Here is a 13,300-nt window from a genome sequence, read left to right on the forward strand (position 1 = left end):
CTACGGCCGCACCGTGAAGTTCAGCGACGGCGCCTCCCAGATCGTGGTACTGCCCCGCAGCACACGGAACGTCATGCGTGATGCCCCGGCGGCCTGGCCAGTCAGTGTGCCGCCACGCCGGTCGCCTTCCCATCGCGCCCGCGTGGGATCTTCGATCACCACGGGCACGGAATAGTCCGTGCGGCTCTCGAGTGACTGCCATTCCGATCGGGGTGGCACATCGTGATCGTCCGCCGCGCGGCCCTGCGTGATGAAGTACACCCGCAACTCCCGTCGGCCACCGACGTTCACCACCGGGAAACCATGCCAATGGGCGTCATGAGAGAACATGACCTCACCAGTACCCACATCCTCCACGACCATGCCGGCCACCTGTAGCGCGGGAGGTGTCACCGTGGGATTGGTGGCATCACTGCCACCACAGGCAGCCAGCAATGTGGCGACCGGCAAGGCACGCACGAGAAAATGTTGACGGCGCAGAGCGCGCATCAGGCGTCGAGTCATACCATCTCCAGAAAGCGGGACATCTGGCACTGACCGGCCGGCCGCACCTGCACATCGAGCCATGGCGTCACGAGATCGGCGTGCGTTTCGTGCCAGATGAGAAAGCGCACGCGGGTGGTGCCCGGTGCCAACGGAATGAGTCGCCCGCGTCCGCGCAGCGGCTCCCAGGTCACGAGTGGGTCTTCACTTTCGCCGCGCACATCGAGGTCGCGGCGCGAGACCAGATCGACCGGCATTCCGCGAAAGTCCAGCGCGTGCGGAATGAACGTGCGCACCTGGCCGTCGCACAGGACCAGCGGTCCACCACTCCACGTACGGTTGTCCGTGGTGCGGACCATGATCGACGCATCGGTGGAATCCGTCAGCATCAACTCGGCCACTTCAGCGTGCGGCGTGACAACGGCAATAGGATGCTCACACGCCGACAGCAGTGCGGAACTCGCCAGCAGGCATGCCATGGTTCGCAGAGACAAGGAGCCTACCATGGTTACCAACTCCAGCGATAAAGAAGGCGCATATTGCGGCCCGGTTGCGGGGCCACCTGCTTGGCACGCCACAGGTGATCACGCCAATCGGTGTTGAGCGCGTTCTCCAGTGACAGCGTGACCTCATGCAGTTGTGTGCCCAGCATCCAGCGTCTCCCCACACTGGCCTGCAGTTGCATCCACGCCGAGGTACCACAGAACTCGGCGGGTAGGAGAGCGGGAGCGGCGTGGCCAGCCACTTGGCTTCCGGTCTGCGCCGCAGCCAGCACACAGGTGGTGGCGCCCAACGTGAACGGCGCTGGTGGCACACGCGACTGACGGGCCGCCGCATCGATGCCCAAGGACCCACTCCATCGCCCACCTTCCCAGCGGCTTTCCGCACGCGCCCGGAGCGGAGGCATGGCGGGTAGTGGTACCCATACACTGTCGGCGCGCTGCGTTCCATGCACCCACGACACGGTGCCGTCGATGCTCAACGCCCGCAGCCGTGGTGCGCGCCACACCACACGCGCCTCGGCACCATGCATGCGGGCATTGGCCTGATCGGCCTGATACACGTTGTATCGACGCAACCGCGGATCACGCACAGGCTCGCCGGTCACCGAGTCGACGAGGGGCCGTTGATAAATGAAGTCTCGGACACGCATGACAAACCACGCCGCGTCCACGCGCCATGCTCCGCGTTCGATGCGCGTGAATACATCACCGCCCATACCATGTTCAGCGCGCAATTCGGGGTTGCCCACCTCGTACGCGTAGGTGGCAAGGTGTGGACCGGCCGAGAAGAGTTCTTCGATGGCGGGCGGACGAAACGCTCTTGTCGCGCTCATGCCCATGGTGACACCTGCATACGGCTCCCACGCCAGCCCGACACTGCCGGTGGGTGCCGAAAAGGCACGGGTCCGCACGTTGCGCACCAGTCGCGTTTCCGTGCTGTCGAGCGGTGTGATACGCGCGCGGTCCACGCGCAGTCCCCACTGCAATCGCAGCGGTCGATTGCGGCCGACAAGCGAGTCGAGTGCCCACTCTTCCATCACAAACAACGCCGAAGAACGCAGCACACCTGGGCGCGTGCCGGTGTAGCTACCGGCGGCGCGAAAGTCGCGCCATTGATGCCACACGCCCACACTGCCCTGCACCGGCACTCCCATGCGCCGATGGTACTGTGCCAACGCGTCGGTGTTCGACATGAGCTGACCGAAGCGTGTGCCAACAAAGCCACCGCGCTCCAGTTCGGACTGTTCGAATCGCACATACTGCGAAGACGCGGTCACCTGCGTGACCCGGGGCCATGCGCCCCCACCGGTCACCTGCGCGGCGTCAGGCGCGCGCCACGAGGCATCGACACGGCCACTGCGACGCGCGAGATCCACATACACACCGCCGTCGTGTGCACCTGGCAGGACCACACCACCGAAGCTTCCCGGTACGCCATAGGCACTTTGCACATCGCGTACGGCAGCCCCAACACGCCACGTGCCACCAAGCGCCGGAAGATCGACCAACGCACCACCCGCCCCGACATCGTGGCCCCGGACATCGGAGAAGGGCAGTTGCCCGTGCGGCGTGCGCGTATCGCCGGCCGTGCGCCAGGAACCGCTTGTGCGCCAACTGAACGCGCCAAGCCCGCCACGCAACTGTCCGTGCGCCACCCCTCCGTCATTCACCGACTCACCCTGCACACTGAACACGCCGGCCAACACGCGCGTCTGTCGCTCGGCGGGAACATCGTCGCGCACCACATTGATCACGCCACCCAGACTGTTGCTGCCGAACAGCAGCCCCGCGGGACCACGCACCACTTCCACACGCCGCGCGGTCATCGGATCGATCGTGACAGCGTGATCCGGCGCGGTGGTGGCAATGTCACCGGTGCGCTGTCCATCCTCGAGCACCAGTACACGATCACCCGACAGCCCACGGATGACTGGTTGAGTGGCCATGGGGCCGTTGCTGCGCGCGGTGACGCCGGGCTCACCGGCCAGTGTGGCGGCAATGGACGGCGCCAGTCGTCGATCGAGTTGGCGTCCCTCGAGGACCGTGGCCGGTCGCACCAGTGTGGGCCCACTGCCTTGCACGGCGCTGATCCGCACGGCCCCGAGCACCTGCGCGCGAGACAAGTCACGAGACGAGTCGCGAGAGGCGGCCCGTTGCGTTGTATCGCGTCGCACGGTGTCAGCGCCCGTCGTAGCAGGTCGTGTCTGCGCGATGCCCTGCCCGGTGGTCGTGCACGAGAACGCGATCACCCACCATGCCACATGCCCATGGCACCACCGCCGCAGCACCGGACGGTCGGGAGACCGCCCAGTGCATTCGTATCCGAGATTCACTGGCTGGTGTTACTTCTGCAGCGTGCGATTCTCCGGCACGCCGAGCAACACGATACGTTCCGGTGTGCCACCCACGGTCATCGTGCGGGCAAGCGTCGGCACACCAGTGGCACTGATGGCCAGTTCGAGCACACGTCCCTGCGTCGGGCTGGTGAGATACACGGTGCCTTCTGCCACCGCGAAGAACGGCGTGAGCACGGTACCACTGGTCGGCATGACCGGTGTGGCCGCGTTCAGCGTGCCAGTCACCTGTCGGGTGGCGATGTCGACGATGTAGAGATTGCCGGAACGCCCCAGCACCACGGCGTACTTGCCACTGTAGTCGAAGCCGGCGGTCCAATCGAGATCGCTGTTGGGCAGCACGATGGGCTGCATGGTGCGTGCACCGGCATTGGTGACCCCCAGACTGCGGGTCTGCGTGCTCACCGTCTGTCCGCGAATGGACATGAGCACCAGGAACTGCGTCTGACTGTGATGCGCCCACACGGTGCTGACGCCAAAACGCGGATCGGTGGCGTGTGTGAGCTTGGTGAACGTCGGACCAGTGCTCGTGGCGCTGACGAGCAGCCCGCCATCAGCACAGCCATACAGGGAGCCAGTGCTGTTTCCGGCCAGTCCGTGCAGTCCCGTGCAATCACGATTGCGAGCCACTTCCTGTCCGGCGCGGTTGTAGACCACCACCCCAAGCGGTGACGTGCCAACGGCGGGATCGCGCAGCGAGGCAGAGAAGAAGTTGCCGTCGGCCATCGCCATGCCGGCACCGTGGTGCGCGGAGCCGGTGTTGATGGTCATGTTTGGCGCCAGGCTCCCGCCTGCCACGGCCTGTTCGCTGAAGAAGCGCACATTGCCGGAGCCATCGAAGTGCACGGAAACCTGGTCACCGATGTAGTTGCCGTGGATGGGCACCGAGTCGGTGAAGTAGCCGATCAGACGAGGAGTACTCAACACGCCGCGGTCGCCTTGGGCGTACACGCCGCCATCGATGAAGCCCACACGATTGCGCGTCTGGAAGTGCGCGAACGCGACCCGGCCCTTGGGCGAATAGAGGTACGTGATGCGGGACGGCAGCCCGCCGAGGGAATCGACGCGCTGTCCGGTGGCCGCATGGAACACCCGCGCAAACGGCGCCGTGTCCGACACCACGAGGCGGCGGTACTCCGAACTGGGCGCAGTGTTGCCGCCATTGCCCCCGGTCGGGCTGTCGTCGTCGCTGCAGGCGGCGAGTGCGAGAGCGCCGAGAGCAACAATCGGCAGGCGATGGCGGAATCGATGAAGCGACATGGCGGGCATACCGGGGATGGGGTGGGCAGTTGGCTATTGATTACCAACTATCATCTACATCCCAGCATACAACCGTCGCTAGTGCGATGTCAATATCATTAAAGACTGGAAGAAATTTCGCTTGCCCTGCACGCTGCTCAGGCGCGGGTCAGCTCCCGCAACACGAGACGGGTCACACGTCGGGCCACCCCTTCGGCCGAGGCGTCCCCGTGTGCAATGGCCGCGGCCACGGCCCGCTCTTCGAGCGCGCCAAGCCGCGCCCCCAACTGCAAACGATGTGTCGCCCGGGCATACCGATCGAGCTCGTGCTGCAGAGCACTGGAGGCACGTCGGGTGCGTTCCACCTGCAGTAGTGGAGCCTCCGCGCCAGCGATGGCCTTGAGTGGAACGACCTCGACCTGTGATGCCTGGAAGTCGGTCGAGACCGCCCCCGGCACACCCAGATCGATCCAGAGCGCCGGCTGCTCACGTGTGACAACGGCCGCTTCAAATGCCGGCAGCACCAGCGGCGATGTGACATGCACCGCGAAGATCACGACATCCGCCGCCACCATGGCCGTGTCGCGCTCCGTCCATGGCAACGCCGTCACGTCGAATCGTTCGGCAGTGGCGGCAGCCCGTTCGTCAGTGCGGCTGGTGACGTCGATGTGCATGGGAGGCAACGCAGCGCCGCCCCCTGCACTGCGCTCACGCAGCGCTTCGAGTGTACTACGCGCGGCGTCACCGGAACCGACGACGAGCACACGCAGCGGTGTCAGCGGATCACCATTCGCAGACGCCGTGCGCGTGCGGCACTGCATCAGGATCCGCTCGGCTACGCGATCACCCAGCGTTGGATCTCCATCGGATCCCATGGCGCCGCGGATATGCCGCGCGGCATCGATGGACTGACGAAACAGCGCATCGATGGGCCCACACGCGGTGCCGGCCTCACAAGCCGCCGTCCACGCGCGCCGCACCTGCCCCAGGATCTCCGGTTCACCATAGCGCGCCGACTGCATACCGGACGCCACCGAAAACAGGTGGCGCACCGCGAGGTCAGCATCGACACGATCGATACGGACATTGGGCCCGCCTGAGCCACGGGCCGCATCACCGGTGTCCCCGATGACTTCGGTCACGAACCACTCACCGAGTTCTTCTTCACCCCACCAGTACAACTCGGTGCGGTGGCAGGTGCTGAGCAGCACGGCCGAGGACTCACGCGCCCGGAGCGAAGCCAGCAGTGCGTCGGTGCGTTCGGCGGAGAGGCGAAGACGACCCACACGTTCCGCGGAATTCGCGGCGTGGGATACGCCAATGACATGGAAGGGAAGCAGGAACACGGGAGCGTCTCGAACGCGTCAGTGCGTCACGGCGGGCGCCGCGACGGTCCGTGTTGCGGCGCGCGGCGTCACCTGCGACACCGACGACTTCTGCTCCGATGCGGCCGTGCGGCAACCGGTGGGGCCGGACACCACCCGCGACGGAATGCCCCGGCACTGATCGTTGGTGCAGCCGGGGCACCGTGTGACGTACTGCGGGCTCCATGGCGTACGCGCCGCCAAGTGCTGCGCCACGATATCGGCCAGCGCGTCGAGAAACTCGGTGCGCACGTTGAGCGCTGGAGCGCGCCGGAACCCCGTCATGCCGAGCGAGTGCGCGAGCTCCGCGTACTCGATGTCGAGTTCAGAGAGCGTTTCGATGTGGTCGCTGGTGAACGCGATGGGCACGATGAGCAGATTCTTGCGCCCCGACTTCGCGAATTGCTCGATCACTTTCTCGGTGCTCGGCCCCAGCCAACGTACCGGTCCGACCTCCGACTGGAACGACACGAGATGCGGATTACGCAGGCCGATCGCCTGCACCACCCGACTCACCGACGCGCCGATTTCCGCGGGATACGAATCGCCACGGTCGATGATGGACAGCGGCAGGGAGTGCGCGCTGAAGAGCACCATCACATCGTCACGCTCCGCCTCGGGAAAATCCTCGAGGCCATCTTCCACCGCGCCGGCCATGGCTTCGATGAAGCCGGGATGTTCGCCCCAGCGATCGATGATGCTCCATTCGAACGCATCCTTGAGTCCCGTGCGATCGAGCGCGCGCCACAGATCGTTGAGGCTCGATCCCGTGGTGGCGCAGGACCACTGCGGATACTGCGTGAACGCGATCGCGCGCGTGATGCCATCGGCTTTCATCGCCTGCAACGCGTCATCGGCGAACGGCGTGGTGTAGCGAAAGGCGATGTAGAAACGATGCGGAGCCGTCTCCGGCGACATTTCGTCGAGCCGGCGGCACATGGCCTCGCCCTGCGCTTCCGTCCACCTCCGAATGGGCGATCCACCACCGATCGCTTCGTACAGCTTGCGCACTTTGGGCGCACGGCGCGTGGCGATGAACTTGCCAAGCACGTCCTGCCACGGCAGTTGAATGATCTCGCGATCCGCGAACAGCCGCACCAGAAACGGTTCGACATCATCGAGCGTGGCAGGCCCGCCAAGGTTCATCATGACGATGCCGGTGCCGCCGCCTGTTCCGCTGGATGAAGTCATGCCGAAGCATCGACAGTTGCACACAGCGGAACCATTCCGGTTCTCTACGGGCACCGCTCCGTACTGTTACCTACCTCGTGTACGACGCACACCACCTACGTCACACATGAGAATTTCTACAAATCAATTCCCGATTGGTCCGAGACGGAAAAGACTCCACGGCCACGCCAACGCACCAGGTTCCGTACCTTCCAGAAACCACTCCATGTAGCGCTGATCGGCAGGCGTGTTGGCGGTGGTCGGCTGCCCGGTGCTGCGATCGAGCTCGACCGCTACTACACCTGGCGGCGGTGACCAAACGCTGCTGGCGCGCGACTCATACGCCGATGCAAGGATGTGCCCGGCGATAGGTGCCGCCAGGGTCCCGCCCGCTGCTCCAGGCGCGATCATGGCCGGTTTATCGAACCCGAGCCACACACCGGTCACCAACTCCGGCGTCATCCCCACGAACCACACATCAGTGTTGTCGTTCGTGGTGCCGGTCTTGCCAGCCACCGGAACGCGGGCCGGCACCAAGCGGCGCAGGGCCGTCGCGGTGCCGCGGGTGACCACGTCCTGCATCATGTCGCGCATGATGAACGCCACACGCGGATCCATGGCCGGGCGCGTGGGGGCACCGGTGGGGCTCAACACCGTACGCCCGGTCCGATCTTCCACGCGCACAATGAAACGCGGGTCGACCCCCACCCCACCGTTGTCGAATGCGGCATACGCGGCCACAAAGTCGAGTGGCTGCACCACACTCGCCCCCAATGCACTCGAGGGATACGGGGCGATCGGCGCCCGCAGACCCGCCCGACGGGCCAGTGCGGTCACCGAATCCATGCCCACCGACAGCGCGAGTTGCACGGCCACCGGATTGCGCGAGCGGGTCAGTGCCTCGCGCAACGTGAGTGTGCCGAGGAATGCGTTGTCGGCGTTGTCGGGGGAGTAGATCTGGCCATTGTCGAGGCGCACACGGAGCGCGGTGTCAGCCACGGTCGCGTTGGCCGTGAGCCCCTGCGCGATGGCCTGCGCATACACGAACGCCTTGAAGCTCGATCCGGGCTGACGATTGCCGTCGACCGCACGATTGAATGACGAACGCGCGTAGTCGCGTCCACCCACCAACGCGCGCACGTCGCCGGTGGCCGGATCCAGCACGACAGCGGCGCCTTCGAGGCAGGCCGAGACCTTCGGCGCCTTGGCCCCCGGCTTGGTGGTGGTGTCCGCCGAGGCTCGGCATCGCTGACCGCGAAAACCCTGTCGTCCCTCGATTTCTTCGATGCCGCTGGTGAGCGACTGCTGCGTCGCGCGTTGCAGCGCCAAATCGATGGTGGTGTGGATGCGATAGCCGCCCTGCATCACCGGCACCCCCGCCCGCTCAGCCTGCACGCGGACCACGTCCACCACCCACGGTGCCTGCTGCCGGCTGGTACTGACGGTCCGCACGGGTTCTTTCTGTGCCGCCTGGGATTGGGCGGCGGTGATGTAGCCCTGGTCGGCCATCAGCGCGAGCACCGTATTGCGGCGCACCCGATTGCGCTCGGCGTAGCGCACCGGATCGTAGAGCACGGGGCTTTTGGGCATGGAGGCGAGCGACGCCGCCTCGGCCAGTGTGAGATCGGCCGCGCCCTTGGCGAAGTACTGCCGAGCGGCCATCTCGATGCCATAGGCACCGCGTCCGAACGAGATCTGGTTCAGGAACGCCTCGAGAATCTGTTCCTTCGAGTAGTGCCGTTCCATTTCGCGCGCCGCCTGCTGCTCTCGCAGTTTGCGGGTGGGCGAACGATCGCGCCGGTCGATGACATCGGGGTGCATGTTGCCCACCAGTAGCTGCGTGATCGTGCTGGCCCCACGCAGGTTGCCCTTGGTGACGGCGTCCTTGAGGGCACCCGCCACGCCCACCAGATCCACGCCATCATGCTGGTAGAAGCGCTTGTCTTCCACCGCGATGAACGCCTGTCCCACGTACTTCGGCAGCGTGCGCACCGAAATGCTCACCCGCCGCTCGCGTCCGAGTTCTCCCAGCAGTGCGCCATCGCGGGCCAAAACCAGTGTGGCCTGCGGTGGGGTGATGATGCGCCACGGCTCGCCGGTGGACACCGGGGCCGCGGCTTGCGTGGGTGGGGTGCCCTGACCAGCCGCCTGGGCCAACAGCGCCGGCGCCATGCCCAGGGTCAGCGCCACCTGCAGCATGGTGAACAAGGGGCTCGGCCGGACGCCGGGGCGGAATCGGATCATAGCACAATCTTACACGGACTCGGCCCGACGGTTCGGCCACCGTTCGCTAGTTTTGGAAGATGCTTGGTGATCCGATCCGCCCGCTGACTATCGCCCTGTGCCAGTTCGCCCCTCGAAAGGGTGACACAGTCGGCAATCTCGCCCGAATTGGGCGCCTCTGCGCGCAAGCCGCGTCGCTGGAGCCGCGCCCGCAGGTGGTGCATTTCCCGGAGACGGCACTTTCCGGCTATTTCGTCGAGGGAGGGGTGCGCGAAGTGGCGGTCACCGCCGGCGTGCTCGCCTACGATCTCGACGACGCCTATCGCGCCGCCTGCCTCACGGCGGGGCTGGACCTGGTGCCGCTGGATGTGGTCATCGGCTTCTACGAGCGTTGGCGCGATACCCTGCACAACAGCGCGGCCTACATCACCATCGGACTGGACGACGGCCCGCCGGTACTGCGGCATGTGCATCGCAAGAACTTCCTTCCCACCTACGGCCTCTTCGACGAAGAGCGTTTCGTGGAACGGGGCACCGACATCCGGGCGTTCGAAACGCCGTGGGGGCGCGCGGCCCTGCTGGTGTGTGAGGACGCGTGGCATTCCATCAGCGGCACCCTGGCGGCGCTCGATGGCGCACAGTTGGTATTCGTGTCGTCCGCCGCGCCAGCCCGTGGCTCCTGGCCGCGGGAAGATGGCATCCCCGGCCCGTACAGCGCGGCGCGCTGGGAACGGCTCATTCGCGATATCGCGGAAGAACACGGTGTGTACACGAGCTTCGTGAACCTCGTGGGCTCCGAAGGTGGCAAGCGTTTCTTCGGCACATCACATCTGGTAGGCCCGGGCGGCGACGTGCGTGGCCGTGCGCCGGTGTGGGAAGAAAGTTTTGTCACGTTCACGGTGGATCTCGACGACATCGTGCGCGCGCGCTCCGACAGTCCGCTGCTCAGCGATCTGCGCGTGGCGTTGCCACACGTGCTCGACAACGTGCGTCGTGTGACCGATGGCGCCCCCACGGCGCTGGCGTATGACGGACCCGAGCCCGGTGCGGCCGACTTGCTCCGTCAGGCCCGTGGGTTCACCACCGGGGAATTTCCCATTCCCTCGGACTTGCTGCAGAAGGCCAACACGGTGGTGCGTGCACTGCCCGAGCAGTTGCCCGTCATCCGGCACAGTATGCGCGATCACGGCGGTCCGCCGCCGCTGGCCATCGACGCCGAGCTCACCGAGGAATGGCTCACGGGCTTCCTGCGCGAAGAGATGGCCCGTCGCGGTTTTGGCAAAGCCGTCGTTGGGATCTCGGGCGGGGTGGATTCGGCCGTGACGGCGGCGCTCGCGGTGCGTGCACTTGGTGCGTCCAATGTCATCGGTGTGCGCCTGCCCTACCGCACCTCCAGCGCCGAGTCGCTGGATCATGCGCAGTTGGTGATCGACGCGCTGGGGATCGAGTCACGTACACTCGACATCTCGCCGGCGGTGGACGGCTATCTCGCCAACGAGCCCGACGCCGATGGTGCCCGTCGAGGCAATGTGATGGCTCGCGTGCGCATGATTGCGCTGTTCGATCTCTCGGCCCGCTATCGTGCCCTGCCCCTCGGTACCGGCAACAAGACGGAACGACTGTTCGGGTACTTCACGTGGCATGCCGACGACTCACCGCCGGTGAACCCGATCGGTGATCTGTACAAGACACAGGTGTGGGAGCTGGCCCGTCATCTCGAATTGCCGTCGATCGTAATCACCAAAGCTCCGACGGCCGACCTGATCGTGGGTCAGACCGACGAGAGTGACCTCGGCATCTCGTATCCTCGGGCCGACGAAATCCTCAACGGCTTGTTGCACGGCTACTCCGATGAGGCCATGCGCGCGCGTGGTTTCTCCGAGGAAGAGTTGGGCATCGTATCCCGTCGCCTGAACGGCACCCACTGGAAGCGGCGACCGCCGGCCACGGCACTGGTCAGCCAGTCCGGCATCGGCGAATCGTATCTGCGTCCGGTGGACTACTGAGCGGAATACGGGTGAGGGTTTCCGCATGACGGCGGACGGATGACGGCCGTCCGACTGCACCTCCTGATCGTGGAGGATGATGAACACGTCCGCCACGCGCTGCGTGAGACGCTGCAGGAGTACGCGGCGGACGTGAGTGAAGCGGCGACGGCGCAGGAAGGACTGACCATCGCCTCGCGGCAGACGTTGGATGCCATCATCCTCGATCTGGGTCTGCCCGATTCCACAGGGCTGGCGTTGTGTCAGTCATTACGTGCGTTCACGCAGGTGCCCATTCTCGTGCTCTCCGCCATGCACGATGAGAACAGCAAGGTGGCACTGCTGAATGCCGGTGCCGACGACTATGTCACCAAGCCGTTCTCGAGTGCAGAGTTGGTTGCCCGCATTCATGCACATGTCCGTCGTGTCAGTGATCGCCGTGATGGCATTTCTCCGGTGCTGCTGCGCTTGGGTGATGTCGAGCTCGACCTGCAACAACGGGTCGCCACCCGGGCCGGTCAGCCATTGCGATTGACGCCCACCGAGTGGACGCTGCTGCGCGTGTTGGTGGCGCAGCGTGGCCGAACCATGACTCACCGGCAGTTGTTTCTTGCCGTGTGGAACCGTGAGTACGGCGATGCGAGCCTGCACCTGCGCGTGCACCTCACACACCTGCGCCGCAAGATCGAGGCAAATCCGGCCGAACCGCGATTCATCGTCACGGATCCGGGCGTCGGATATCGATTCGAGCCACCTGCTGCCGACGAGCCGGCCTGATGTGGGCTCGCCATCGTCGCTCGCTGATCCTGTGGTTGCTTTGGGTGGTGGCGCTCGCGGCACTGGTGGCGATCCTCGTGCCATCGCGCGAGCAGGTCGAACAAACGCATGCCGCACTGATGATGCTGCTCATCGTGTTGGGTGCGAGTGCCACGGTGGGCTTCACGGCCGGAGTGAGCATCGCCTTGCTCGCCTTCGCGCTGCTCAGCTACTACTTCGAGTCGCCACTCGACACGATTGATCTGCCAACGGGCGTGGACCTCATCGAGCTCACGTCGTTCCTGATCGTGGCGGTGGTTGCCGCGCGTTTGCTCACCATTGCACGTACGCGCGCCACACTGGCCGAGCTGCGGGCGCGGGAGATCGAGCGACTCGCCGCTGAACGCACGGCGTTGGCAACCCAGGCCGCGCAGGCCGAAGGACTGGCGGAAGCCAATCGCATGAAGGACGCGCTACTGGCCACGGTCTCGCACGATCTGCACACCCCACTCACGACGATTCGCGCGCTCGCCGGCCGTCGCTCCGTGGCCGACGATGCCGACTGGCTGCTCGTCCAACAGGAAACCGATCGACTCGCACATCTGGTGCGTGAACTGCTCGACTACTCCCGTATCCGGGGAGGAGCCTTGCCGGTGCGCATCGAATCGTATCCGGCCGAAGATCTGGTGGGAGCGGTGGCGCGAGAGTGTGCGCATCGCCTGGGTGCGCACACCTTGCACACGCACGTGCCCATGTCCGGGCCGGTGCTTGCCGGCATGTTCGACCTGGTACTCAGCACCCGTGTGTTGGTCAATCTCGTGGAGAATGCGGCAAAGTATGGTACGGCCGACAGTCGTATCGATCTCCACGTGGAGCGCATCGGCAGCACACTGCGTTTCGCCGTGTCGAATCAGGGACCGACCATTGCGGACGCCGACCGTGAACGCATCTTCGAGCCGTTCACACGTGGCGGCAGCACCGTTGCTCAATCACGCGTGCCTGGTGTAGGGCTGGGGCTCGCCATTGCGCGGGCGCTGACGGAGGCGCAGGCGGGATCACTCGCCCTCGCGGTGACGCAGGGTGCCAACGATTCCGGAACCACCACCTTCGTGCTGACGCTGCCGGCGACCGACTGGACGGAGATGGCTCCGGAATGAACTACGCAGATGCTGCCAGCTCTTGTGGCATCAGCACAAGCCGCAATGTGCCGACGTAGCGCATGC

The 13,300-nt window shown here is 65.4% G+C and carries 10 protein-coding genes and 1 pseudogene; 4 read left to right on the forward strand and 7 right to left on the reverse strand.

Going from position 1 to position 13,300, the window contains the following annotated elements; all coding sequences use genetic code 11:
• The 7 genes from GAU_RS22290 to GAU_RS14290 all read right to left on the reverse strand — a co-directional run bounded on the left by GAU_RS22290 (position 1) and on the right by GAU_RS14290 (position 9,357).
• Positions 1–504, reverse strand: a complete 504-nt coding sequence (locus GAU_RS22290; protein WP_015894589.1) for a hypothetical protein — start codon at positions 502–504, stop codon at positions 1–3.
• A complete protein-coding gene (locus GAU_RS14265; RefSeq protein WP_015894590.1) occupies positions 501–962 on the reverse strand; it encodes a hypothetical protein in 462 nt (153 codons plus the stop codon). Before GAU_RS14265 ends, GAU_RS22290 begins: the two co-directional genes overlap by 4 nt.
• Positions 963–991: 29 nt before the next feature.
• On the reverse strand, positions 992–3,160 hold the full coding sequence (locus tag GAU_RS14270; RefSeq protein WP_231847929.1) for a TonB-dependent receptor: 2,169 nt from the start codon (positions 3,158–3,160) through the stop codon (positions 992–994).
• Between the two features lie 168 nt (positions 3,161–3,328).
• Complete coding sequence (locus GAU_RS14275; protein ID WP_156799048.1) at positions 3,329–4,600, reverse strand: hypothetical protein; 1,272 nt, start codon at positions 4,598–4,600, stop codon at positions 3,329–3,331.
• A gap of 137 nt (positions 4,601–4,737) precedes the next feature.
• On the reverse strand, positions 4,738–5,925 hold the full coding sequence (locus tag GAU_RS14280; protein WP_015894593.1) for an NAD(P)-binding domain-containing protein: 1,188 nt from the start codon (positions 5,923–5,925) through the stop codon (positions 4,738–4,740).
• A gap of 18 nt (positions 5,926–5,943) precedes the next feature.
• Entirely contained in the window at positions 5,944–7,134 is a 1,191-nt protein-coding gene (hemH, locus tag GAU_RS14285) for a ferrochelatase (protein WP_015894594.1), read from the reverse strand.
• A gap of 123 nt (positions 7,135–7,257) precedes the next feature.
• A complete protein-coding gene (locus GAU_RS14290; protein ID WP_015894595.1) occupies positions 7,258–9,357 on the reverse strand; it encodes a penicillin-binding protein 1A in 2,100 nt (699 codons plus the stop codon).
• 59 nt (positions 9,358–9,416) lie between these two features.
• On the opposite strand from GAU_RS14290, the pseudogene GAU_RS22995 reads away from it, so the two are divergent.
• The 4 genes and pseudogenes from GAU_RS22995 to GAU_RS14305 form a co-directional block, all read left to right on the forward strand.
• A pseudogene (locus GAU_RS22995) lies at positions 9,417–10,253 on the forward strand (nitrilase-related carbon-nitrogen hydrolase); the annotation flags it as partial.
• Between the two features lie 258 nt (positions 10,254–10,511).
• Positions 10,512–11,342, forward strand: a complete 831-nt coding sequence (locus tag GAU_RS23000) for an NAD+ synthase (protein WP_041266677.1) — start codon at positions 10,512–10,514, stop codon at positions 11,340–11,342.
• 39 nt (positions 11,343–11,381) lie between these two features.
• On the forward strand, positions 11,382–12,098 hold the full coding sequence (locus GAU_RS14300) for a response regulator (protein WP_015894597.1): 717 nt from the start codon (positions 11,382–11,384) through the stop codon (positions 12,096–12,098).
• Entirely contained in the window at positions 12,098–13,234 is a 1,137-nt protein-coding gene (locus GAU_RS14305; RefSeq protein ID WP_015894598.1) for a sensor histidine kinase, read from the forward strand. Before GAU_RS14300 ends, GAU_RS14305 begins: the two co-directional genes overlap by 1 nt.
• Positions 13,235–13,300: the final 66 nt, after the last annotated feature.

It is taken from the genome of Gemmatimonas aurantiaca T-27 (assembly GCF_000010305.1).
GTDB lineage: Bacteria > Gemmatimonadota > Gemmatimonadetes > Gemmatimonadales > Gemmatimonadaceae > Gemmatimonas > Gemmatimonas aurantiaca.

Bases quoted from the DNA above. Each gene is read 5' to 3' on its own strand.
- GAU_RS22290 (WP_015894589.1), bottom strand. From the start codon at position 504: ATGACTCGACGCCTGATGCGCGCTCTGCGCCGTCAACATTTTCTCGTG.
- GAU_RS14265 (WP_015894590.1), bottom strand. From the start codon at position 962: ATGGCATGCCTGCTGGCGAGTTCCGCACTGCTGTCGGCGTGTGAGCAT.
- GAU_RS14275 (WP_156799048.1), bottom strand. From the start codon at position 4,600: ATGTCGCTTCATCGATTCCGCCATCGCCTGCCGATTGTTGCTCTCGGC.
- hemH (WP_015894594.1), bottom strand. From the start codon at position 7,134: ATGACTTCATCCAGCGGAACAGGCGGCGGCACCGGCATCGTCATGATG.
- GAU_RS14290 (WP_015894595.1), bottom strand. From the start codon at position 9,357: ATGATCCGATTCCGCCCCGGCGTCCGGCCGAGCCCCTTGTTCACCATG.
- GAU_RS23000 (WP_041266677.1), top strand. From the start codon at position 10,512: ATGCGCGATCACGGCGGTCCGCCGCCGCTGGCCATCGACGCCGAGCTC.
- GAU_RS14300 (WP_015894597.1), top strand. From the start codon at position 11,382: ATGACGGCCGTCCGACTGCACCTCCTGATCGTGGAGGATGATGAACAC.
- GAU_RS14305 (WP_015894598.1), top strand. From the start codon at position 12,098: ATGTGGGCTCGCCATCGTCGCTCGCTGATCCTGTGGTTGCTTTGGGTG.